Raw genomic sequence first — 23558 nt, forward strand, 5'->3', positions numbered from 1 at the left:
TAGGGATATTGTAATGGATATTTCTACTACTTCTCTTCTTGCAAATCAACTGCAAACCCTTGATCCAAAAGCGATTGCCAAAGAAAATGCCACAAAAATTATTCAAGAGAGTGCGGATATCCCTCTTTCGATTACAGCCCAAAAAACTACGACAACGCCTAATAATGCCCAAGAAGTCATTGGCCAATTGCTTGGAAGTGCTGTGAGTGAAGCTAAATCTAAAAGTGCTATTTTTGAGATATTACAGAACAATCAGCTTTTCAAAAATATGGGGAATTTTGCAGAAGATATTAAAAATCTAAGTTCTCTTGTTAAGATGGACTCAACCATTGCAAAACCGTTAGCTCTTTTGCAGTTATTTTCAAAAAATATTGAACAGATAGATGTGAAAATGTTACAAGAACAAATTCAAAACTCTGGAATCTTTTTTGAATCAAAATTATCCAATAGTGTAACTCAAAAAGGAGTTCTAGATACGATTCAGACGTTGACTTCTGATCTTCAAGCGCACTTCAGTCAAACCAATACAAAGGCGGTCATTCCACTTTTAAAAGAGATCAATGTCATTATGGATCATTTAAATTCAACGCAAGATATCTCTTCTAAAGAGGGACAAACAAACCTTAAAGCACTTCTTGATCTTTTTCGCCAAAGTGTCAAACAGGAACTTTCCTCTGAGGGTACTTCTGTTTTTAAAGAAGTGTATCAAAATGTTCAAAAGCTTGATTATGCCATTAAACAGATGGATTTAATTGCTTCTAAAGTTGAGAATTATCCACTAGATATGAAGGTTGAAGAAAACTTTAGTACGCAGGTCAAAGTTATTTTAGAGATGCTCAAAGAAAATCTCAGTGCTCTTCAGCTTGATGATCTACAACCTCAGATTGACCAATTACTTACAAAAGAAAGTTTTTTAAAGGAAACTAACAGCGTTGCCCTCCCCTCAAGTGAATTGTTAGTAACACCGCTTAATGTTTCAAAGGATGAAGGAGCTTTAAAAATACCTCCTCAACCTAGTGTTATAAAAGCAGAAGATATGGGGCAACCTATAGAAAAACGGTTAATGGGAAATACTGTAGATGGGATAGATGACCCGACTTCATCAAAGGAAGTGTTACTTAAAACAGAGAGTACGTTACTCTCTTCTGCGGTAGCAACAGCAGTGATGAATAGTAGTGTTACTAAAGCTCCCGAGACGACAGAGGAAGCCTTAAAAATGGTTGTTAATCGTATTAAGCAACAAATCGAGATTCTTGATCCTAAAAGTATTCAACAGTCCGATTTTGTTGATAAGAGCACCGTTTTAGAACAAAAAATTCATGGGCTGATCAAACCAGAGCTTTTTGTTGGTAAAGCGATTGCACAAAAACTCTCACTTGATCCAACGGATGTAGAGTTGCTGAGTGATATGAAAGGTGTGTTGACCAAGCTTAGTGACAATCTTCAAACATCACCTCAAAATAAGGAAGCATTGGAAATTACCAATCGTCTCCTAACGCAAATAGAGTACCATCAGTTAGTTTCCTATGTGAGTAGTTCTACGCATTTATATGTGCCTTTTAGCTGGAATGGGCTTCAAGGCGGTTCTATGATGATGAAACAATCCAGCGACAATAATTTTCACTGCCAAATTGATCTTGATCTTGAAGCCTATGGCAAGCTCAATATGATGTTGGTACTCTCCGGAGAGAAATATATTGATATCTCCATTGCGGTACAAAAAAAAGAGTTAAGCGAAAAAATAACACAGCAATTAAATAATCTTAAGCAAGCATTTAATGAAGTTGGATTGATAACAGGTAATGTCAAAATGCTTGAATACAAAGATGTGAGTACAGTCAAAAATGATTATTTTAGTGGTGAAAAACTTCAATTCGGGATCAATATAACCATATGAATACGCCAACTCCAAAAACACAAAAAGCCGTTGCCCTTAAGTACGATCGTGAAAAAAGTGCTGCACCAAAAGTGGTTGCTTCCGGTAAAGGTGAAGTCGCCAATAATATTATCAAATTAGCCCAAGAACATGATATATTTATTAAAAAAGATGCTGATTTGGTTGAGCTTCTCTCAAAAATAGAGATTAATAAAGAGATTCCACCAATGTTGTATAAAGCAGTTGCCGAAGTTTTTAGTTTTATCTATAAAATCACGAATGATAAACGAAAATAATCTTTACATGTAAAGAAGAGGAGATACTCATGTTTGCTGTTATTTTTAGAGCAACGGTGAAAGAAACTGATAATGAATATAACACAATGGCAAACAAATTAAGAAAATTAGCTTTTGAAACCTATGGTTGTTTAGATTTTATAGCGGTTTGTGAAGGTAATCAAGAGGTCGCTATCTCATATTGGGAAAGTGAAATGGCAATTAAAATGTGGAAAGAAAATGCTGAGCATCTCATCGCTCAAGAACTCGGTCAAAAGCGATGGTATAGCTCTTATAGTGTTCAAATCGTCGAAGTTAAACACGAATATCGGTTTTAAATTCCTCTAAATCTTAAGCTAAATAGTCCCACGTATTCATGTAGTGCCACATAGCTTTTATAAAAAGCATGCGCATTTGGAAGATAGTCCCACTCATCTTTTATTTTGGCATTGATTTTAAAGTTGGTTGCAGCAGGGATAACTTTAAACCCAAAGTGCTCATAGAGACGAATAGAACGCCTCATATGATATGCAGAGGTGACAAGATAGATCGTTGGTTCTTTTAGCCCTGTTTTCTCAAATGCAGCTTTACTCAGCTCTGCATTTTGGTATGTATCAATGCTCTTATCTTCTACATGTAAAGAGAACTCTTTGGTATTAAGGCTTTTAGATGTAGGTGTTGGAATTTCTAAATAAAGTTTGAGCTCTTTGAGGCTATCTAAAAACGCATCACTCTCCAAATACTCTTTACTAGTTCCTCCACCACTAAATAAAAGAGGTAAATTATTTGATTTTGCAATCATTAATCCCCACATCATACGCTTGTAGGCATCGGTACTTAGGGGTAAATTTGCTACTCCTTTGGTATTGCCACCACCTAAGACAATAACGGCATCTACAGATGACTGTTTTTCAAGTGGTTTATTAAAAGGTGCTTCTAAGGGGGTAAGAAGCCAATCGGCAACATAGGTGGTACTCAAAAGATAGAAAATGATAGCATTGACAAGAAAAAAGAGACGAAAACGTTTGGCATAAAATGAGGCCAGTAAAAAGAAGACAATAAAAATACCTGGTGGTAAAACCAGGTATGTAAAGAGTTTTGAGAGAAAGTAAACGCTACTCATTAGAGCATAACGGCACTTTTAGGGCCAACTTTAAGCTCGCCAATCACATAGCCGTCACTGTTCGCAAGGACATCATTGACATTTTCAGGACTGACAACGAGGATCATTCCTACTCCCATGTTGAACGTACGGTGCATTTCACTCTCTTCAACGTATTGACTCATAAAGTCAAAGACAGGAAGTGTTTTGATCTTTGATTTGTAGACGTGTGCTTGGAGCCCTTCAGGAAGAACGCGAGGAAGGTTCTCAACGATGCCACCACCCGTGATGTGCGCTAAAGCGTTGATCTTGGATTTAAGCGCTTTAAAGAGTTTCACATAGATGCGTGTTGGTGTTAAAAGTGTTTCGATAAGCGGTTTACCATCAAATTCAGTATCGAAGGTGTAGCATAGTTTGTCAAAGAAGAGTTTACGTACCAATGAAAAACCGTTAGAGTGAACACCTGAGCTTGGAAGCGCAATTAAAATGTCTCCAGCTTTTACGTGTGGAAGACGATTCATCTCATCTTTTTCAGCAATGCCTACTGCAAAACCAGCAAGATCAAAATCTTTACTGTGGTACATTCCTGGCATTTCAGCTGTTTCCCCACCGATGAGTGAACATTCCGCTTGAATACAACCCTCTGCAATACCTTTAACAATGCTTACCGCAGCATCAATTTCTAGTTTACTCATGGCGTAGTAGTCGAGGAAGAAAAGTGGCGTACCAAAGTTACAGATAAGATCGTTTGCACACATTGCAACTAAATCAATGCCTACGGTATCATAAATACTAGAATCAATAGCAAGTTTGAGCTTAGTTCCAACGCCATCGGTTGCACCTAGAATGACAGGTTTTTGATACCCTGATGGCAACTCATATGCTCCGGCGAATGAACCAATACCTCCAATGACATTTTTATCAAAAGTGGATTTGACCAGTGGTTTTATATTTTCGACAAATTGGTTTCCCGCGTCTATATCGACACCAGCGTCTTTGTAGCTGACTGTGCTCATGGATATGCCTTTAGTGAGGTTATTGTTTAATAGATTTTAACAAAACTATGTTAAAATCGTTATAAAAATAGTTAAAGGTATTAGGATTAAATGGCGTATGAACATGCAATTGTTTTAACAGGTGGGATAGCCACAGGCAAAAGTACTGTTTCGTCGATGCTAAAGTCGCATGGATTTGAAGTGATCGATGCAGACGTAATCGCGAAAGAGGTTTTACCTTTACATGTAAAAGAGGTTGAAACCCTTTTTGGAGATCGTGTTATTCGTGATGGATCAATTGATCGCAAAGCACTTGGTGCACTGATTTTTAACGATAAGAAGGAGCGTGAAAAGCTCAATGCTTTTTTGCACCCGCTGATTCGACAAGAGATTTTCAAGCAATGCGACCAGTTAGAAGAGAAGAAAACACCTTATATCATCGACATTCCACTCTATTTTGAAAGTGATGGGTATGCTTGTAAATTGGTGACGGTCGTGTATGCTCCTGTTGAAGTGCAACGAAAACGATTAATGATTCGAGAAGATTTTAGTAAAGAAGAAGCACAAAAACGAATCGATGCTCAAATTAGCATTGAAGAGAAGAAAATCTTAGCCGATTTTCTCATCAATAACTCTTTTGATATGAAATTTCTAGAGAGTGAGATCGAAAAATTTATTAAATTTGTACGGGGTACGTATGCAAATTGCAAAATATAATGCCAATGGCAATGATTTTATTATTTTTCATACCTTTGTTGAGGTTGATCGAAGTGGATTGGCGCAACAGTTATGTGACAGACAAAAAGGTGTGGGTGCAGATGGCTTAATTGTGTTGCTACCCCATCCTGAATATGATTTTAAATGGCAATTTTACAATAATGATGGGAGTGTTGCTTCTATGTGCGGGAACGGCACACGCGCATGCGCTCACTATGCCTTTACTAACCAATTAGCAGGCGCTTCTATGCGCTTTCTAACAGGGGCTGGAGTCATAACTTCTCTGGTAGAAAATGATGTTGTTGAAACAGAACTCACAACACCTCAAGTGCTCAGTGAGTCATTTGATGAAAATGGTTTAACATGGCATTTTTGCGATACGGGAGTACCTCATCTGGTAACTTTTGTTGATGATACTGCATGCTTTGATAAAGTGATTGCACGTCAAATGCGCTATAAGTATAATGCCAATGTGAATTATGCAATGCTTAAGGAAAATACTTTACATGTAAGAACTTATGAGCGAGGGGTGGAAGATGAAACACTTGCTTGCGGTACTGGGATGGCAGCATGTTTCTACAGTGCTTATCGCCAGAAACTCATAGAAGCAAGTGCAAAAGTCTATCCTATTAGTGGAGAAGAGTTAAATTTACGGATTGAAAATCAAAGACTTTTTTTCAAAGGAAGGGTGCAAAAAGTCTTTGAAACGGTGTTGGAACTTTAAATTCGTGAAATTTTTCTCTACTCTTTTTATCGCCTCCTGCTTGCTTTTCAATGGAGCACTATACGCGGGAGGTTTATCTTCTGAATATTACCAAATTGAAGATGGCCCAAAGCAAAAAGAGGAATTTATCCGCCAGATGAAAGTGCTTGTGGATAAGGGTAATGATGAGATTATAAAAGATCGAGAATTCATTACCAATTTTTTTGCAAAAGCTGTTCCTGGTGCCTTTCGTGGACTCAATCAACAAAATGTAGGTTATCTCATCTCTTTGCGTAATAAATACGGCATCGAATCACTTTTTGATCGAGATGAGTATTTTAAACGTATTGATGTGATTCCTACCTCTTTAGCCCTATCACAAGCTGCATTGGAAAGTGGTTGGGGGAAAAGTCGATTTGCAAAAGAGGCCAATAATCTTTTTGGTCACTGGTCTTATTCAGGTGTTGGTTTGATGCCCCAAAACAGAGCAATAGGTAAAACACATATGATTCGTATTTTTGGTTCATTGCAAAAATCAGTGAATTCTTATATGCTAAATCTTAATACGAATGATGCTTATATCACATTTAGAGAAAAGAGACTGCAATCAAGAAATAATGGGAAAAACTTTGGAGGTATGGAAGCTTCTAAAACGATGAGTAATTATTCTGAGCTCAAAGAGGAATATATCAAAATGATTAAGGAGATGATTGATCAAAACAATCTTCTTATCTACGATAAATAGATTGTTTTTAAAGGTTTGCTTCTTTCATAAGCTCTGTTTGGTAATGTGTAATAATAGGGTCGATAATTTCATCATAAAAACCACCTTCCATAATAGCATCCAAACGATACAATGTAAGCCCTACTCTATGGTCAGTAATACGATTTTGTGGATAGTTGTAGGTACGAATACGAGCACTTCTATCGCCTGATCCAACTTGTGTTTTTCGTGCTTCACTCTCTTTAGCATTGCGTTCTTGCATCTGCATATCATAAAGTTTTGCTTTGAGCACTTTCATTGCAGCATCTTTGTTTTTATGCTGTGATTTACCATCTTGATTAACCACCACAAGACCTGTAGGTAAGTGGGTAATTCTTACGGCACTGTCGGTTGTATTGACTGATTGTCCACCGTTTCCAGAAGACCTCATAACATCAACTTTCAAATCTTTTTCGAGTATCTCGATCTCAACATCATCAACTTCAGGCATAACCGCAACTGTAACTGCTGAAGTGTGTACTCTGCCCTGTGACTCAGTAAGAGGAACACGTTGAACTCTGTGAACGCCACCTTCATATTTAAGACGTGAAAAAGCACCCTGCCCTTTAATAAGCGCGATAACCTCTTTATAGCCATTCAGTACACCTTCACTGAGTGAGACAATTTCAACTTTCCAACCACGATTTTCAGCGTAGCGAAGATAAGATTTAAAAAGGTCTGATACAAAAATAGCGGCTTCATCTCCACCGGTACCAGCGCGAATTTCTAAAAAGATATTGCGTTCATCATTGGGATCTGTAGGAAGCAAGAGAAGTTTAATCTCTTCTTCAATCTCTTCTTTGCGAGGTTCAAGAATCCGAAGTTCGTCTTTTGCAAGTTCACCGAGCTCTTCATCATCGAAGAGAAGTTTATTTTCTTCAATTTGATCAAGTGTTGAAAGATATTCAAGTGTTTTATCTTTGATTTTCTCTAATCCTGACTGTTCTTTGGAAAGCGCTGTCATTTTCTTAATATCTGTAGCGATATTAGGATCACTTAAAAGTGTAGAGAGCTCATTATAACGTTCGAGAAATGGGAGTAATTTATCTTTCAACATGGATGGGAACTAAAATAAAGAGGGAGTTGCCGCAAGTTATGCAGCAACACTACCTAGCGTATTAACGAGTTGTGACAATCTGCTTACACGGCGAGCAGCTGTATTTTTAGTTAAAATACCTTTGCCTGCATAAGAATGAAAGTTTTTATTCACATTTTTCAACGCAACTTCAGCTGCTGCTTGATCACCTGCTTCTACAGCTTCTCTTACAGCACGTGTTAGATTTTTGATTCTAGTTTTATAAAATCTATTTCTTTCAGTGCGTTTTTTTGTTTGTCTAATACGCTTTTCTGCTGACTTGTGGTTTGCCATAGATAAGCCTTTCGTTTTTAAATTTAGGCGTAGATTATATAAAAATAAATATTAAATACAACTTATTTTAAGGGCAATTTAAAATAAAAAAGGCATTGTTTTGCGTAGGTTGATCAATTTTTAATTAATAATATAACGATATATTCATTAGTTCTCTTTTAAAATAATTTTTTATTGTTATGTATAGGGTATGTCAATGATTGATTTTTGACACTAAGTAAATATAGATAACTGTAGAAAATGGGAGGCATACCTTTTTACATGTAAAGATTAGAAAAGTTTTGTTACAATTTCATAAGTATATATAGATTGATTGAATGTATAGATAACATTAGGAAAAACAATGAAACTTTTTGGAACCGATGGGGTTAGAGGTAAAGCTGGAAAAAAACTAAGTGCTTTTATGGCGATGCGTTTGGCGATGGCGGCAGGTATCTATTTTCGTAAAAATTCTATTACGAATAAAATTTTAGTAGGTAAAGATACGAGGCGAAGTGGTTATATGATTGAAAATGCAATCGTCTCAGGCTTAACAGCCGTTGGTTACGATGTAAGACAAATTGGTCCGATGCCAACTCCTGCGATTGCTTTTTTAACGGAAGATATGCGTTGTGATGCAGGTATCATGATTAGCGCATCACATAATCCCTATTTTGATAATGGGATTAAATTTTTCGACTCATTTGGTAATAAACTAGGTGAGACAGAAGAAGCAGCCATTGAAAAGATTTATTATGATGATGCGTTAATTGAAGCAAATCAAAAAATGGAATTTGATATTGGCCGTTCCAAAAGAGTTGATGATGTGATTGGCCGTTACATTGTACAAATCAAGAATTCTTTTCCTAAAACGTTAACGCTTAAAGGATTGCGCATAGTTCTTGATACGGCCAATGGTGCGGCTTACAAAGTTGCACCAACTATTTTTAATGAGCTTGGTGCTGATGTTATTATGATCAATGATGAGCCTAATGGTAGTAATATTAATCTTAACTGCGGAGCATTACATCCTGAAGAACTGGGAGAAGAAGTACGACGTCTTCGTGCAGATTTAGGTTTTGCTTTTGATGGTGATGCCGATCGTTTAGTGGTTGTCGACGAGAACGGAAATCCTATACATGGTGATAAGCTTATAGGAAAAATTGCCACTTTTTTACAAAGTCAAAATAGGCTGACTAACAAAGGTGTCTGTGTTACTGTTATGAGCAATCAGGCGTTAGAAGATTATCTTAATAAATCAGGTATAAAAACCTATCGCTGTGATGTAGGGGATAAAAATGTTTTAGAAACCCTATATAGGGAAAAAATCAACTTTGGAGGTGAGCAAAGTGGGCATATTATTTTATCTGATTTTGCTAAAACTGGTGATGCGTTAGTAGCTGCTCTTGCTGTTATGCACTGTATGCTCACAGAAAAACAAAAAGTGAGTAAACTATTTAGTCCTTTTGAGCTTTATCCTCAACTTCAACAAAACATTAAAGTCGATAACAAAATTCCTCTTTCTGAACTAAAAGGCTATGATAAATTAGTGGCCGAGCTAGAAAGCAAAAAAATCCGAGTTCTTATTCGTTACTCAGGAACAGAAAATTTATTACGTATTTTGCTTGAAGGTCAAGATGAAAAGCTTCTTGAAGATCGTATGGAAAAAACAGTCAAATTTTTTAAAAGTGCCCTGAATGAATAAAAGATGGATTGTTTTTGTTACTTCATTATGTTGTATTTTTTTTGTAGATCAATTGATTAAAACTTTTTTCTTAGAAGGCTTCCGTTGGGAAGGGAGTTTTTTTTCATTGATTTTGACTTACAATAAAGGTGTAGCGTTTTCAATGTTTGCCTTTTTAGAAGAGTATCTAAAGTATATCCAGCTACTTTTAGTTGGTGGTTTAGGTATTTATCTGTTATTTTATAAAGACATTCTTCGAAACTATAGTTTTTCTATAGGGATTATTTCAGGTGCAGCACTGAGTAATATTTACGATCGCTTTATTCATGGTGGTGTTGTAGATTATTTCTTCTGGCATTATGGTTTTGAATTTGCTGTTTTCAATTTTGCCGATGTGATGATTGATTTTGGAGTAATTCTAATTTTATATTATTCTTGGAAAAGCAAAAAAGAAGGTTAAATGCTCTATTTATCTCCTACTGTTATGAAAATAGTTGCATTTTTATTTTTTTTTGGTATAATCTCAGCTCTTAAATTGTGTGGTCGCGTAGCTCAGTTGGTAGAGCACTACCTTGACATGGTAGTGGTCGGAGGTTCGAATCCTCTCGTGGCCACCATATTTTTGTTCTCCCGTCTGTTTGGGAGTTCATACAAGTAAAAGGATCTTATTATGATGAATGATGTTATAGCCTATAAAGAAGGTGCTCTCGTCATTGACACCCAAACTGCTGCTGCCTCCTCAAAGACTTACGAAGACAAAATCTTATTTGATAATTCAAAAGATGCTCTTGAAATAATCCGCCACTCATGTGCCCATTTAATGGCTCAAGCGATTAAAGCTTTATATAAAGATGCACAATTTTTTGTTGGACCTGTCATTGAAGACGGTTTTTATTATGATTTTCGTGTCAATGAAAAGATTGGCGATGCTGATCTTAAAGAGATTGAAAAAAAGATGGCAGAGCTTGCTACTGCTAAATTGCCAATTGAGAAGATTTATACAACTAAAGCGGCTGTTATTAAACGCTTTGAACATGACAATCTTAAACAAGAAGTTTTGCTAAGAATTCCTGATGGTGAAGTATCTATTTATAAACAAGGGGATTTTGAAGATTTATGCCGTGGACCTCACGTTCCCAATACTAAATATCTTAGATTTTTTAAACTGATTAAAGTTGCAGGTGCCTATCTTGGTGGTGATGAGAAACGTGAAATGCTAACACGTATTTACGGTATAGCTTTTGCAGATAAAGAGAGCCTCAAAGATTATATTACTATGATTGAAGAAGCAAAAAAGAGAGATCATCGCAAAATCGGTAATGAACTTAAGCTCTTTACCTTTGATGATGAAGTAGGTGCAGGTCTTCCAATTTGGTTACCCAATGGTGGTAAATTAAGAAGTAAGTTGGAACAACTCCTTTTTAAAGCACATCGCAAGCGAGGTTATTTACCTGTAAGAGGGCCAGAACTTCTAAAATCTGATGCATGGAAAATTAGTGGTCATTACCAGAATTATGGTGAGAATATGTATTTCACTGTCATTGATGAGTCTGAATATGGCATTAAACCAATGAACTGTTTAGGGCATATTAAAGTATTTCAAAGTGAAGTGAGAAGTTACCGTGATTTACCACTTAAATTTTTTGAATACGGTGTTGTACATCGTCATGAAAAAAGCGGTGTACTCCATGGGCTATTCCGCGTGCGTGAATTTACTCAAGATGATGCTCACATTTTCTGTACACCGGATCAAATTAAAGAAAATGTTATAGAAATTTTAAGTTTTGTCGATTCTATTATGAAAACATTTGGATTTAAGTATGAGATGGAAATTTCGACTCGCCCTGAGAAATCAATTGGTGATGAAAAATACTGGGAGGCAGCAACGGAAGGCTTAAAGAATGCACTTGATGAAAACGGCATTCATTATGGCATTGATGAAGGTGGTGGAGCTTTTTATGGCCCTAAAATTGACATTAAGATTACCGATGCGCTTAAACGTAAATGGCAATGTGGAACCATTCAAGTTGATTTTAATTTGCCAGAGCGTTTTGATATTTCCTACATTGATGCAAACAATGAACATGCACGTCCAGTCATGCTACATCGTGCAATTTTGGGTTCATTTGAGCGTTTTATTGGTATTTTGATTGAACATACATCGGGAGAATTTCCATTCTTCCTTGCACCAACGCAAGCCGTGATTATTCCAATCTCAGATGCACATTTGGCTTATGCTAAAACATTAGCAAATGAACTTATGGCTGAAGAAATTGATGTAGAAGTCTCTTCCAAAAATGAGAGCCTCAATAAACGCATTCGCAATGCAGAAACGATGCGCGTGCCAATGATTTTGGTCATTGGTGATGCCGAAGTTGAAGGACAAAGTGTTGCCGTAAGAGATAGACGCGAAAGAACACAGTATAATTTGACAAAAGAAGCATTAATATCAAAAATGAAGGAGAAACTTAGTGAGGTACACTTTTGAGTAAAGACAAAGATGTCATACTGAACGACGAGATCAGGGCAGCTGAGGTAAGATGTGTTGGTGATGATGGTACACAATATGGCATTATTACCAGAAAAGAGGCTCTTGCAAAAGCGGATGAGCTAGGACTAGATCTCGTTTTAATCGCACCTGATGCAAAGCCCCCGGTTTGCAAAATTATGAACTATGGTAAGTTCAAATACCAACAAGAAAAAAAACTGAAAGAAGCACGTAAAAATCAGAAAATTATTGAGATCAAAGAGATCAAGCTTTCTGTAAAAATTGCTGCTAATGATGTTAATTATAAAATCAAACATGCTCGAGAGTTTTTGGAAGAGGGCAAACACGTACGTTTTAGGGTATTCTTAAAAGGGCGAGAGATGTCTAATCCAGAGATTGGAGAGCAGGTTTTAGAAAGTCTTTGGCCAATGTTGGAAGATATTGCTGAGCGTGAAAAAACGCCAAAGCTTGAAGGTCGTTATATTAATATGTTGGTTACTCCTAAAAAATAACCTATAACTCGTCGTAACTTTTCTTTATTTTAATCCTCTCTAAGGAAAATTAAGCTATTATAGCCGTTTTCTAACGCTAGAGGGGATATTTCCTCATTTAGATTTTAGAATAAATATAAGGAGTATGCATGCCGAAAATGAAAACGGTACGCGGTGCCGCTAAGCGTTTTAGAGTAGGTAAGAGCAAGATTAAAAGAGGCGCAGCCTTTAGAAGTCATATTCTTACTAAAAAACCAACGAAAAGAATGCGTGGTTTGAAAGAATCTAAAGTTGTAGATGCACGCGATGAGAAGTCCATTAAATTAATGCTTTGTAAAGCATAGTTTAAAAAGAGTTTTTGACAAGAGTCATTCACCCTACATGTAATGTTCCCCTCATAATGAGGGTAAGTTCCCGAGACGGGACACCGACATTGATTTATTTGGTCAAGGAGACACCATGGCAAGAGTAAAAACAGGTATCGTCAGAAGAAGACGTCACAAGAAAATTTTAAAGATGGCAAGAGGCTTCTTTAGTGGAAGAAGAAAACACTTTAGAAAAGCAAAAGAGCAAATAGAGAGAAGTTTAGTTTATGCATTCCGTGATAGAAGACAAAAGAAAAGAGATTTTAGAAGACTTTGGATCACACGTATTAACGCAGCATGCAGACTTAATGACATTAGCTACTCACGCTTCATCAATGCGCTAAACAAAGCAAATATTGATTTAGACAGAAAGATTCTTGCAGATATGGCGATGAATGACCCTGAAGCCTTTGCAACTGTTGTAAAACAGGCAAAATCAGCGCTTTAATACACTCCACATATAAGACGAATGGTTAGCATGCCATCGTCTTATTTCCTCTTATACTTTCAGAACTTATTCCATTAATATAAAATCTAGGATTTGAGATTGTAAAAAGGAGAAAGTGTATACAAGAGAAGATTTAAACTTCTTATCTTGCATACACAAATAGTATTTTAAGGCTGAACATCACTTCGTTTAGGATAGATAAAAATTGTATGTCGATTAACAATAATCTTTTCCTTTGCATCAACAGCATATGCTTTAATTGTAATTGGCAAATCTTCGCCTTCTTCTCTTAGCTCTTTTGGTGCAGCATTAAGAATAACAACTTTCTTCATTTTTTCACCTGCTTTCAATAAAAAAGGCTCACTTGGTTTATCAATTTTGATATCTTTATTTGAAATTTCAAAATAGTATGTATGATCTTTAGTGTCAGTATTTTGAAATAAGAATGTATAGACATTTTCAACTGTTTTACCATCGTCTGCCATTTTGTAAAGTTGGCTAGTTCTATTAATATTTAAAAGCATATACTCTTTTTGAGTTCCCATAGCAAAGAGCCCGATAAGTGCAATACTAAGGGCAACCATATATGCAATGGTTCTAAAACGAAAATATTGTGTTTTAACACCTTTTTCTGTTGCATTATAACTTGTCCATGTAATGAGAGAAGGTTTACCTAGTTTTTCCATAACAGGGGTACATGCATCTGCACATTCCAAACAGTTAATACACTCTAGTTGCATTCCCTTACGAATGTCAATATGCGTTGGGCAAACTCTAACGCATGCCTCGCATCCTGTACAATCATCGGTTGCTAAAGGTGGTTTGCTACTAAGCTTCATTCCTTTTGCATCATAGATTTGACCACCGCGCTTTACATCATAAATTGTTTGAATGGTGTTTTCATCAAAAAGTGCAGATTGAATACGTGCATAAGGACAAATATAGACACAAAAATTTTCTTTAAGTGCAACGACATCGTAGATCAAAAAAGTAGTAATGCCTATTAAAAAGCCATACATAATTGTGTTATCCAAAGGATGTTGAAGGTAAACAAAAAAATCTTCAGGAGGGATGAAATACCACAAAAAGTTTGATGCTGCGAGAAGCGCTAGACATGCCCAAATAATGATAGCTATAAAGCGCTTTACGATCTGATTTTCAGGTTCTTTTTGTTTATTATGAATATTTTTACGAATTCCTAACAGTTTGGTTTGTATAAGATCACGAAAAATAACTCTAAAAATCGTTTGTGGACATGACCAACCACACCAAACTCTACCCCCGAGAGTTGTAATAAAAAAGATACCTAAGAAAAAAAGCATAATGACAAAAGGCATTAAGTAAAGTTCTTGCATATCGAAAGCAGTAAAGAAAAGGTTTAACTGCTTTTTATCAAAACTAAGCAAAAAGAAGTGTTTACCTTCTATGGTGATAAATGGCAAAACAAGGGATATAAATGTAATAATGCCAAAACTCATATAGCGTTTCAACCTATAATAAGTAGGCTGAGTTGAACAATCGTTGCTACAATTCATGTACGGTTCCTTCTGTGTAATCTACTGGTGGTTTAATGAGTGAACACTCTTTCGCAACAGAAGATTTTAGTGTGAGTGGTTGTTGTTTGGATGATTTAAGAAGTGAAAATTTTGCTTTTACAAGCTCTTTTAGACCTCTAGAATTTACATAGTCTTTTAATGACGTACGACTAACATTTAAAATTTTTGAAATTTCACTAATAGAAGTGTTTTTTTCAAGGAGTTCAATGACATAAGGGCGATGGACGTCAAATTTTGATTTTGACATTCTACCTTTTGGCCTTCCTTGCGTTTTTTCTTTATCAAGTTGTTTATTGAGCTCTCTTTGTTTAACAAGAAGATCAAGTAAAATTAAAGGTTTTGAGTCGACATGAATACAGGTATTGACATCGGCAATATGTATAGAAATGGAACGTGTGAGTAGACATTCGAAGATTTTGACTAACTCTTCAACATTGTTAGAGAAGGTTAAGAGATCAAAGATGAGAATATGATCATTTTTAGAAAGAGATCGCAAGAAGCCTTTGAACTCTTTACGTTCTTCAAGTTCTAATGCCGGATCCGAATTTTCGATCTCAGTAGTATTGATTTCAAGATCATGATGATGAGCATATTTCAAGATCTGTTTCTGTTGAACGACCATTGAAGAGTCATTACTCCTCGCCTTTAAAAGGACAATATTCATAAAAATGTCACCTTTTTATCATTGTTTTATTTGAAAGTATACATTTAATGACGTATAAAGTCAATATAAAATTAGCTTTTATCGTCAATTTTTATATTATAAGCATTAATACAGATAATCAGTGAAATGATTTAAGCTTACATGTAATTGTAGTTAGATAAAATGCATTCTTAAATTCATCAGAAAGGTGGTGGATAGAGTATGCCAGGAATTAAAGTACATCCTAACGATTCGTTTGACGAAGCGTATAGAAAGTTTAAAAAACAAGTTGATCGTAACCTAGTTGTAACTGAAGTGCGTGCAAGACGTTTCTATGAAACAGCAACAGAAAAACGCAAAAAAGATAAAATTAGTGCTCGCAAAAAACAGTTGAAAAGACTTTATATGCTTCGCCGTTACGAGTCACGACTCTAACACACACAGCCAAGAAGTTATCTTCTTGGCTTTTCTTCTTGTCCTTCAAAACAATTTCCTCAAACTAAACTAAACTAAGCTGTGATAACATAAGAACAAATATATTTCTCTTCGTTAGCAAAGGGTCATCAAGATGGATAAAAAACTAACTGTTATTGAGGCAGCAAAGCTTTTAGGCGTGAGCAAAGAGGCTATCTACAATCGTTTGCGACGTGGTTCCTTGCAAAGTATTATTGAAAATGGTGTCAAGTACATTTTACTAACAAAAAGTAGTCTAAAGGAAGGTCCATCGATCCGCAAAATAGACAATGTGGCAGAGAATGCTTATGTTGAGCTTCTCAAAGTACAACTTGAAGAGATGAAACTTAAAAATGAAAAACTTGAGGCGGATAAAGAGCGTCTCATCGCCGATAAAGAACGTTTGTTGATTGAATCAAAAGAAAAAATCGAAATGATCTATAAAGAGAGAGATGAGCAACTTAAAGCAATTCTGACTTTAGCCAATCGACAAATTACACACACAGGGAATGAAGCATCTACTAACACACCTACGACTATCGTTCCTTCTAGTGCTACCACAGCTTCACAAACACCTTTTTCATTTGAAGAAGCAGACGTTTTAGATGAAGATGAAGAGAATAGGGTCGTGGAAGATATGTTTGAGTCTTATAGTGATTGGAGAGATTTGAGAAGTTATCTCAAAGAAAAAGGATTTTCCAAAAAAGAAAAACAACATATCAGTGATAAAATTGGTAAAAAGATAGGTCAACTGAATGATGTTATGGATAAAAATGGCAAACTTTTTATCAAAAAGGGTAAAAAACTTAAAGAAATTCTAGGAGAGTAAAAATCGTGCAGTATATCCGTAAAATTTCAGATTATATGATCGCAGGAGGCATTGGTGTAATGGTTCTTGTAAGTATGCAAGGCTGTGATCAAAAAGATGAGAATAAAAATGCTCTTGCAGATGCAGCAAAAACACAAGGAGCACTTGTCATTGTTGATGAAAGCGCTACAGGAGAGTATAAAATAGCCGAAGAGTATCCAAGTTCAACCACACGTGTTATTGTTCGAAAACCTGATGGAAGCGAGCGGATTTTATCACAAGCTGAAATAGATGCCTTAGTCAAAGAAGAGGCAAAAAAAATTGATAACAACACGTCCCCTTTAACTAATTCAAGTATGAACTCAGGGCAAATGGGTTTGGGTGGTATTCTTCTCTCAAGTATTGCTGGAGGTATGATTGGTAGTTGGATAGGTGGAAAACTTTTTAATAATCCAACCTATCAAAATCAAAGGGCAACCAATTATTCAAGTCCGCAAGCTTATTCTCGCAGTACAACTAGTTTTAACAAACCAATGTCCACCTCTAGCACAAGTAGCACAACGAAAAGCAGTGGCTTTTTTGGTTCAAGTTCTGGCAGCGGCAGTTCATCCAGTAGTACTTCAAGCTCAAGTGTACCCTCAAGTTCAGGAAGTTAATGATGTTACATGTAGAAAAAATAAAACCGTTAAGTAAGGAATTTTTGGAGTCAATTGGTTTTTATTGGCATACAGACGCCGATCAAACATCGTACGTTGTCGATGAATTAGTGTTGGTTAGTACTGCTGAAGTGGAAGCCTATTATGAAGCGGCAAACACCCTTTATGATATGTTTGTTGAAGCAGGACAATATGTGATTGATAACAACCTTTTTCATGAACTGAATATTCCTTTTAATTTAGTAGAGCTCATTAAAAATTCATGGGCTAATGATGTGCATTGGCATCTCTATGGTCGTTTTGATTTTGCAGGGGGCATTGATGGCAAGCCGATTAAACTCATCGAATTTAATGCCGATACCCCTACATCATTGTATGAGACAGCCATTATTCAATGGGCAATGCTTAAGGCCAATGGTATGGATGAAGCCAAACAATTTAATACCGTTTTTGAAGCGCTCAAAGAGAATTTCAAACGCCTTGTGGTTCTGGGTGGTAATACGGAAGATTTTGCAGAATATTACGATGGTTGGAAGATTTTATTCTCTTCGATTCGAGGTAATATTGAAGATGAAAATACTACCAGACTTCTTCAAACAGCAGCGAATGAAGCAGGATTCCATACGGATTTTGCGTATATTGATGAGGTTGGGTTTAATGGAAGTGAAGGTATTTTCAAAGGAGATGAAAATTTTGAATTTTGGTTCAAACTGGTTCCTTGGGAAAACATCGCCATAGAAGAGGGTGATTTAGCGCTTTTACTGGATGAAATTGTACGTGAGCAAAAAGCGATTATTCTCAATCCTGCATATACACTGCTGTTTCAAAGCAAAGCATTTATGAAAATTTTGTGGGATCTTTTCCCCAACCATCCTCTTTTGTTAGAGACATCGTATGAGCCACTCAAGGGCAAAAAACAGGTTGAAAAAAGAGCGTTTGGACGCGAAGGTGCTAACACGATTATTTACGATACAGACATGTCTGTTATGGCAAAAGTTGAGGGCGATTACGGTAACTTTAAACCGATCTATCAAGCGTATGTGGAACTTCCAAAAGACGTTGAAGGGGAATCCTATCAAGCGGGGGTTTTCTTCGCTTATGAGGCTTGTGGGCTTGGCTTTCGAAGAGGAGGGCTCATTATGGAAAACTTCTCAAAATTTGTGGGACACCGCATAAAGGATTAAAAGATGAAAATCGTTTTTTTAGATGCTAGTACCATGGGAAATGATATTGATTTGAGCCTTTTTGAGCAGTTTGGGGTATTTGAAACATTTGCGATGACCGAGATGTTTGAGCGCGTTGAACATATTGGAGATGCTGAAATTATACTCACCAATAAAGTGATCATCGATTCTGTGGTGATGGACGCCTGCCCTGGGTTAAAGCTCATTTGCATTACCGCTACGGGGACGAACAACGTTGATTTAGATTATGCCAAGCAAAAAGGCATTGTCGTTAAAAATGTTGCGGGGTATTCCACGGCATCCGTAGCACAAACAACCATCATGTTAGTGCTCAATCTTTTGAGCCAGTGCGAGTATTATGATCAGTATGTCAAGTCAGGTGAGTGGACCAAAATCTCTATTTTTACCCATATTGATCGTCCTTTTTGGGAAATCAAAGGAAAACGTTGGGGTATTATTGGTTTAGGGACGATTGGAAAAGAGGTTGCTAAAATTGCGACTGCTTTTGGCGCGCAGGTGGTTTATTTCTCCGCTAGCGGAGGACATTACGAGACGCCTTATACGCAAATTAGCCTAGAAGAGATGATGCAAACATGTGATGTGATTTCCATCCATGCACCACTAAATGACAAAACAAAAAACTTGATTGCCAAAGAGCAATTCCATCAAATGAAAAAAGGTGCTATTCTTGTCAATGTTGGACGGGGAGGTATCGTTAATGAAGATGATTTACGTGAAGTTATTGATACCAAAGAGATTTATGTAGGGCTTGATGTATTGGCTATTGAGCCCATGATAGAGGATCATCCCCTTTTACATGTAAAGCATCCTGAACGCTTAATTATTACGCCCCATATTGCGTGGGGGAGCATTGAAGCTAGGCGAGAATTGATGCGTTTAGTAGGCGAAAATATCAAAGAATATCTAAGACACTAAGGAGAATATATGGCAGCAAAAGAGCATAGTTTTGACATTACCGCAGAGATTGATAAACAAAAATTTAAAGACGCTTATGAACAAGCTAAAAAAGTTATCACCAATCGATGGGATTTTAAAGGCATTACGTGCGAATTTGAGCACAATGAAAAAGCCAAGACGGTGACTTTGGTGACAACCACAGATTCTAAAGCTGATGCAATGGTTGAAGCACTTATTTCAGAGGCTATCAAACGTGAGATTTCTTCCAAAGCACTGAAAGAGACGAAACGAGAAGTTGCAGGCGGCAATAAAACCAAAGTAACGGTGAGCATTGTAGATGCGATCTCGAGTGATGATGCTAAAAAAATTGTCAAAGAGATTAAAGATCTTAAACTCAAAGTTCAAGCTTCGATTCGTGGCGATGTCGTCAGAGTTGAAGGTAAAGCGATTGATGATTTGCAAGAAGCTATTAAAGCGATTCGTGGGTGCGATTTTGATTTCCCTGTAAACTTTACAAACCTCAAGTAACCTATGGAGCAAGAAGTTCCTCCTATTATTGAGATCATTCCCAAAATAAAGGGGTTTTGGTGCCGCATAGCAATGTTTAGCCTTTATGGCCTATTAACATTTACGCCATTTCTTGTGGGTAGCTGGTTAGGCTATTCCTATAATATCGTAATAGGAATAGCTTTTTTCCTCTTTTTAACCTTGGTAAGTGGTGTCATAAGTTCAAAAATGCGTGTTTGTTCAATTCCTTTTGAGCAGCGAGAAATGAGTTATTCAACAATGGCAATCGTGAAATGGTATCTCGCAAAAAACATTTGTTTAAAAAACTAAACTATACTTTACATGTAAAACCAACTATCAAGAGAAAATGAATGAAATTTAAAATAACCCGTAATCAGCTTATCGTTGTTGTAGCACTTTTTTTAGTGCTTTTTGACAATATTTCTTTTTTTAAACATGTTACGCAAGTCTATGATGTCTCCATTGCCAATAGTGGCTTTTTACTCTCTTTAGGCGTTGTATTGGTTGCTATTATAACAGTGTTGCTGAGTTTATTCGCCTCACGTTATACTCTGAAACCAGTTGCAATAGCATTTTTATTAATTGCCTCGTTAACAAATTATTTTATGAATACTTACAACGTCATTCTTGATGATACAATGATCCAAAATGCCATGGAAACCAATGCTAATGAGTCATTGGACCTTATAAACTGGAATCTTTTAGGCTATTTCTTTTTCTTGGGTATTATCCCTTCATTTTTAATTTATCGTGTACCTATTCTTCATGGAAGTTTCAAACAAGAGGCTTGGAATAAGGCAAAAAGTATTGGTATTGCTCTTGTTTTGATTGCCGTGATGCTATTTGCCTTTAATCGTTTTTACACCTCATTTTTTAGAGAAAATAAACCTTTACGGTACTATACCAATCCAACTTATTGCCTATACTCTGTAGGAAGTTATATGTACAATAGCTTTTATAAGAAAGAAGCAACACTGAAACAGATTGGACTAGATGCAACAAAAGAAGAAGGTGCTACTCGTAAATTGACCATTGTCGTTGTGGGTGAAGCGGCCCGTGCTAATCGCTTTTCACTGAATGGTTATGAAAGGCAGACCAATCCTTTACTGCAAAAAGAGGATATTATTAATTTCTCAAATGTCTATTCTTGTGGGACATCAACTGCTATCTCCGTACCCTGTATGTTTTCTAATTTAGGACGCCAAAACTACAGTGATAAAGAAGCGAAGTCGACTGAAAATGTTATCGATGTACTTAAACACAGCGGTGTCAATGTATTGTGGCGCGATAATAATTCCGACTCCAAAGGCGTTGCTTTACGGGTAGAGTATCAAGATTATAAAATAAGTCAAAACAATACACTGTGTGAAGATGAATGTCGTGATGAGGGAATGTTAGTTGGATTACAAAAATATGTTGATGCGCAAAAAGGTGATATCGTTATTGTCCTTCATCAGATGGGTAATCATGGTCCAGCGTATTATAAACGCTACCCGAAAGCATTTGAAAAATTTACCCCCGTATGCCAAACCAATCAAGTCGAAAAATGCAGTGCTGAAGAGATCGGAAACGCATATGATAATGCTATTTTATATACGGATTATTTTCTCTCTAAAACCATTGCCTTTTTAAAACAGAATGATCAAAATTTCCAAACATCAATGATCTATATGGCAGACCATGGGGAGTCTTTGGGTGAAAAAGGGCTTTATTTGCATGGGATTCCTTATTTTATGGCTCCTGAAGAGCAGACACATATAGGGGCACTGATGTGGTTTGGCTCTCAAAGCAAGGAACGCATTGATATAGCATCTCTTGAGCAAAGATCATCACAAGAATACTCACATGACAATCTTTTTCATACAATTTTAGGTGTGATGGGGGTTAAAACAGCACTCTATGATCGTACAAAAGATATACTAACCTACAAACATCAATAAAGGCTTAGTGTGAGAAACCAACCTAAATATCATTTTTTTAAAAATACAACCTATGCGCTCAAAGGTTTAAAAGATATGATCGCTAATGAGACTTCATTTAAAATAGAGCTGGGGCTTGTAGTTATTTTACTTCCTGTTCTGTATCTGCTTCCTTTGGATCTTTTATCCAAACTCGTGATGTTTATAGCACTGATGGGCATTCCTATGGCAGAAGCGATTAACAGTGCAATAGAACGTGTGACAGACCTTGTAACGCTTGAGTACCACGAAATGGCAGGACGTGCAAAAGATGCAGGTAGCTCCGTTGTCTTTTTAAGTATCGTTATTTTTGTCGTTGTGTGGGGATTTTCACTTATTAATTTTTACATGTAAAGATGCAAGGCTAAATTTTAGCCTTGCAAACAGCGATAGATAGCCACCTAAAGCGTATTTTTAAAGACAACCACAAGTCCCCACGCGAGAAAAACCAATGCCCAAATAATCGTAATGCCAACCGTAGCATTTGCGAGTTTTGTCACGGTACCATCTGCCGTATAGAGTCCTTTGGTGCGTCCTGCTCTCCACGCTAAAGTCAGCATAAATCCAACGCCCGTAAATCCAACACAGACAAACGTTGAGAGGAACATAATGACCGTTGGCCAGTCGATGTTCATGGGATAATCGTAGATACTATAACCGTATTTGCTCATAATGTTCATGCGAATCACCTCACGAAGCGTTGAAATCAAGAGTGCCGTGACCACTAAAACAAGGGTTGTGATGTAGCTATTGCTCTCTTTGATGACCATGAAAAGTAAAATAAGCACAAAAAGGACAATGGCAAGCACCAATGGATTAAGGAGCATATGGAGTGTAAGTATCCACGCGGCAAAAAGAACAGCACTAACGAGCAATCCCACAATGGCTATTTTTTTACCAAGGTTTTTCACAAACGCAAGATACTCAGCGGTATACCCATCACATTTTGAGGTGTAATCCACGTAATTGAGCAAAAAGATACCTGTAACGGGTGCACTAAGACTAACCATGAACGCTAAGCGAAGAATATCAATGTGTAAAACCGTTCCTGATGTATCGACTACGCCATTAGGTGCGTACCAATTCATCCATTGTTCGGGTTGAATGGATTCGTTAGCAAACGCGTGCATCAAAACACCTGCACCAATGAATGCAACAAAAGAGACGATGCCTATGATCCCTGCCATCGGTGAGTTGTCTCTATTGGCATAGTAGAACCAATACCAAAGAGAGTAGGCCAAAATTAGTATGTAGATGAATGCAACGACCCAAAGACCGGAGATGGTGTTTGTGACGTACCAGTTCGCATCGTAAATGACTTGCGTGAATAAAAGAGGCGCTACGCCTAAAACAATCAGTAAAGAGACACTAATTTTTGCAACTTGTGTCATATGACTGCTCAATATTTTCCAGTTTTCATCAACTGCTTTTTTAGCAGAACCTATCAATGCAAGAGGAATACTTCCTAATGCTAAAAGCACAAAGGCAATATGCAATGCCCATGTTAAAATATACAATGCTTGAAATACAATAGGGTAAAATGGTACGCCAGCAGGATCGCGTAGCGTGTTCAAAACAAGACCGATATCCATAGTTTTC

General features: G+C 36.8%; 27 protein-coding genes and 1 tRNA gene. 21 read left to right on the forward strand and 7 right to left on the reverse strand.

Going from position 1 to position 23558, the window contains the following annotated elements; genetic code table 11:
• Positions 1–13: 13 nt before the first annotated feature.
• The 3 genes from fliK to SJPD1_RS00505 are packed head-to-tail and all read left to right on the forward strand — an operon-like array spanning position 14 to position 2489.
• Entirely contained in the window at positions 14–1897 is a 1884-nt protein-coding gene (fliK, locus tag SJPD1_RS00495; protein WP_096045488.1) for a flagellar hook-length control protein FliK, read from the forward strand.
• The gene (locus tag SJPD1_RS00500) at positions 1894–2172 is read left to right on the forward strand and encodes an EscU/YscU/HrcU family type III secretion system export apparatus switch protein (RefSeq protein WP_087437405.1); all 279 of its coding nucleotides are present in this window, start codon (positions 1894–1896) and stop codon (positions 2170–2172) included. Before fliK ends, SJPD1_RS00500 begins: the two co-directional genes overlap by 4 nt.
• A gap of 29 nt (positions 2173–2201) precedes the next feature.
• Positions 2202–2489 carry an antibiotic biosynthesis monooxygenase family protein gene (locus SJPD1_RS00505; protein ID WP_096045489.1) on the forward strand — a complete coding sequence of 96 codons (288 nt, stop codon included), beginning with the start codon at positions 2202–2204 and terminating at the stop codon, positions 2487–2489.
• On the opposite strand, the gene SJPD1_RS00510 is transcribed toward SJPD1_RS00505, so the two are convergent.
• Together SJPD1_RS00510 and purM are read right to left on the reverse strand one after the other, a co-directional pair.
• Positions 2486–3274 carry a YdcF family protein gene (locus tag SJPD1_RS00510; RefSeq protein WP_096045490.1) on the reverse strand — a complete coding sequence of 263 codons (789 nt, stop codon included), beginning with the start codon at positions 3272–3274 and terminating at the stop codon, positions 2486–2488. The two genes, SJPD1_RS00505 and SJPD1_RS00510, sit on opposite strands and share 4 nt — an antisense overlap.
• Positions 3274–4269: a phosphoribosylformylglycinamidine cyclo-ligase gene (purM, locus tag SJPD1_RS00515; protein WP_096045491.1), complete on the reverse strand. Its 996-nt coding sequence runs from the start codon at positions 4267–4269 to the stop codon at positions 3274–3276. The genes SJPD1_RS00510 and purM overlap by 1 nt, the downstream gene beginning before the upstream one ends.
• Before the next feature lie 90 nt (positions 4270–4359).
• Between purM and coaE the strand changes: the two genes are divergently transcribed.
• Genes coaE through SJPD1_RS00530 form a run of 3 tightly spaced genes read left to right on the forward strand, consistent with a single transcriptional unit; the run spans position 4360 to position 6413 of the window.
• Complete coding sequence (gene coaE, locus SJPD1_RS00520; protein WP_096045492.1) at positions 4360–4965, forward strand: dephospho-CoA kinase; 606 nt, start codon at positions 4360–4362, stop codon at positions 4963–4965.
• The gene (gene dapF / locus SJPD1_RS00525; RefSeq protein WP_096045493.1) at positions 4946–5689 is read left to right on the forward strand and encodes a diaminopimelate epimerase; all 744 of its coding nucleotides are present in this window, start codon (positions 4946–4948) and stop codon (positions 5687–5689) included. Before coaE ends, dapF begins: the two co-directional genes overlap by 20 nt.
• A 4-nt stretch (positions 5690–5693) precedes the next feature.
• The gene (locus SJPD1_RS00530) at positions 5694–6413 is read left to right on the forward strand and encodes a glucosaminidase domain-containing protein (protein ID WP_096045494.1); all 720 of its coding nucleotides are present in this window, start codon (positions 5694–5696) and stop codon (positions 6411–6413) included.
• A gap of 7 nt (positions 6414–6420) precedes the next feature.
• Here the strand turns inward: SJPD1_RS00530 and prfA are convergent, their stop codons facing one another.
• Together prfA and rpsT are read right to left on the reverse strand one after the other, a co-directional pair.
• Positions 6421–7488 (reverse strand): peptide chain release factor 1, encoded by a 1068-nt coding sequence (prfA, locus tag SJPD1_RS00535; RefSeq protein ID WP_096045495.1) that lies wholly within the window; start codon positions 7486–7488, stop codon positions 6421–6423.
• Positions 7489–7524: 36 nt separating this feature from the next.
• Positions 7525–7800: a 30S ribosomal protein S20 gene (gene rpsT / locus SJPD1_RS00540; RefSeq protein WP_025343336.1), complete on the reverse strand. Its 276-nt coding sequence runs from the start codon at positions 7798–7800 to the stop codon at positions 7525–7527.
• Between the two features lie 343 nt (positions 7801–8143).
• Here rpsT and glmM point away from each other — a divergent pair, with 343 nt between their 5' ends.
• The 7 genes from glmM (at position 8144) to rplT (ending at position 13255) form a co-directional block, all read left to right on the forward strand.
• The gene (glmM, locus tag SJPD1_RS00545) at positions 8144–9484 is read left to right on the forward strand and encodes a phosphoglucosamine mutase (protein WP_096045496.1); all 1341 of its coding nucleotides are present in this window, start codon (positions 8144–8146) and stop codon (positions 9482–9484) included.
• Positions 9477–9923, forward strand: a complete 447-nt coding sequence (gene lspA / locus SJPD1_RS00550) for a signal peptidase II (protein ID WP_096045497.1) — start codon at positions 9477–9479, stop codon at positions 9921–9923. The genes glmM and lspA overlap by 8 nt, the downstream gene beginning before the upstream one ends.
• Before the next feature lie 81 nt (positions 9924–10004).
• Positions 10005–10080 (forward strand) — tRNA-Val (locus SJPD1_RS00555).
• Between the two features lie 53 nt (positions 10081–10133).
• On the forward strand, positions 10134–11951 hold the full coding sequence (gene thrS, locus SJPD1_RS00560) for a threonine--tRNA ligase (protein ID WP_096045498.1): 1818 nt from the start codon (positions 10134–10136) through the stop codon (positions 11949–11951).
• The gene (gene infC, locus SJPD1_RS00565; protein ID WP_088437167.1) at positions 11948–12463 is read left to right on the forward strand and encodes a translation initiation factor IF-3; all 516 of its coding nucleotides are present in this window, start codon (positions 11948–11950) and stop codon (positions 12461–12463) included. The genes thrS and infC overlap by 4 nt, the downstream gene beginning before the upstream one ends.
• A gap of 128 nt (positions 12464–12591) precedes the next feature.
• Positions 12592–12786 (forward strand): 50S ribosomal protein L35, encoded by a 195-nt coding sequence (gene rpmI, locus SJPD1_RS00570; RefSeq protein WP_087437414.1) that lies wholly within the window; start codon positions 12592–12594, stop codon positions 12784–12786.
• A gap of 115 nt (positions 12787–12901) precedes the next feature.
• Positions 12902–13255: a 50S ribosomal protein L20 gene (gene rplT / locus SJPD1_RS00575; RefSeq protein ID WP_087437415.1), complete on the forward strand. Its 354-nt coding sequence runs from the start codon at positions 12902–12904 to the stop codon at positions 13253–13255.
• 167 nt (positions 13256–13422) lie between these two features.
• On the opposite strand, the gene ccoG is transcribed toward rplT, so the two are convergent.
• Both ccoG and SJPD1_RS00585 read right to left on the reverse strand, forming a co-directional pair.
• The gene (gene ccoG / locus SJPD1_RS00580) at positions 13423–14790 is read right to left on the reverse strand and encodes a cytochrome c oxidase accessory protein CcoG (RefSeq protein ID WP_096045499.1); all 1368 of its coding nucleotides are present in this window, start codon (positions 14788–14790) and stop codon (positions 13423–13425) included.
• Positions 14780–15475, reverse strand: a complete 696-nt coding sequence (locus SJPD1_RS00585; RefSeq protein ID WP_096045500.1) for a recombinase family protein — start codon at positions 15473–15475, stop codon at positions 14780–14782. The genes ccoG and SJPD1_RS00585 overlap by 11 nt, the downstream gene beginning before the upstream one ends.
• 201 nt (positions 15476–15676) lie before the next feature.
• Here SJPD1_RS00585 and rpsU point away from each other — a divergent pair, with 201 nt between their 5' ends.
• The 8 genes from rpsU to SJPD1_RS00630 all read left to right on the forward strand — a co-directional run bounded on the left by rpsU (position 15677) and on the right by SJPD1_RS00630 (position 22313).
• Complete coding sequence (rpsU, locus tag SJPD1_RS00590; RefSeq protein WP_025343347.1) at positions 15677–15889, forward strand: 30S ribosomal protein S21; 213 nt, start codon at positions 15677–15679, stop codon at positions 15887–15889.
• A gap of 133 nt (positions 15890–16022) precedes the next feature.
• Positions 16023–16736 carry a helix-turn-helix domain-containing protein gene (locus tag SJPD1_RS00595; RefSeq protein ID WP_096045501.1) on the forward strand — a complete coding sequence of 238 codons (714 nt, stop codon included), beginning with the start codon at positions 16023–16025 and terminating at the stop codon, positions 16734–16736.
• A 5-nt stretch (positions 16737–16741) separates the two neighbouring features.
• Positions 16742–17371, forward strand: coding sequence for a UPF0323 family lipoprotein (locus SJPD1_RS00600; RefSeq protein ID WP_096045502.1), 630 nt, complete (start codon positions 16742–16744; stop codon positions 17369–17371).
• 2 nt (positions 17372–17373) lie between these two features.
• Complete coding sequence (locus SJPD1_RS00605) at positions 17374–18555, forward strand: glutathionylspermidine synthase family protein (protein WP_096047759.1); 1182 nt, start codon at positions 17374–17376, stop codon at positions 18553–18555.
• Between the two features lie 3 nt (positions 18556–18558).
• Positions 18559–19491, forward strand: coding sequence for a D-2-hydroxyacid dehydrogenase (locus SJPD1_RS00610; protein ID WP_096045503.1), 933 nt, complete (start codon positions 18559–18561; stop codon positions 19489–19491).
• 9 nt (positions 19492–19500) lie between these two features.
• A complete protein-coding gene (locus tag SJPD1_RS00615; protein ID WP_096045504.1) occupies positions 19501–20001 on the forward strand; it encodes a YajQ family cyclic di-GMP-binding protein in 501 nt (166 codons plus the stop codon).
• 350 nt (positions 20002–20351) lie between these two features.
• Positions 20352–21941 carry a phosphoethanolamine transferase gene (locus SJPD1_RS00625; RefSeq protein WP_096045506.1) on the forward strand — a complete coding sequence of 530 codons (1590 nt, stop codon included), beginning with the start codon at positions 20352–20354 and terminating at the stop codon, positions 21939–21941.
• 9 nt (positions 21942–21950) lie between these two features.
• Positions 21951–22313, forward strand: a complete 363-nt coding sequence (locus SJPD1_RS00630) for a diacylglycerol kinase (RefSeq protein WP_096045507.1) — start codon at positions 21951–21953, stop codon at positions 22311–22313.
• 47 nt (positions 22314–22360) lie between these two features.
• Here SJPD1_RS00630 and SJPD1_RS00635 read toward each other — a convergent pair whose 3' ends face one another.
• Positions 22361–23551, reverse strand: coding sequence for a hypothetical protein (locus SJPD1_RS00635; protein WP_096045508.1), 1191 nt, complete (start codon positions 23549–23551; stop codon positions 22361–22363).
• Between the last annotated feature and the right edge of the window lie 7 nt (positions 23552–23558).

It is taken from the genome of Sulfurospirillum diekertiae (genome assembly GCF_002309535.1).
Lineage (GTDB): Bacteria > Campylobacterota > Campylobacteria > Campylobacterales > Sulfurospirillaceae > Sulfurospirillum > Sulfurospirillum diekertiae.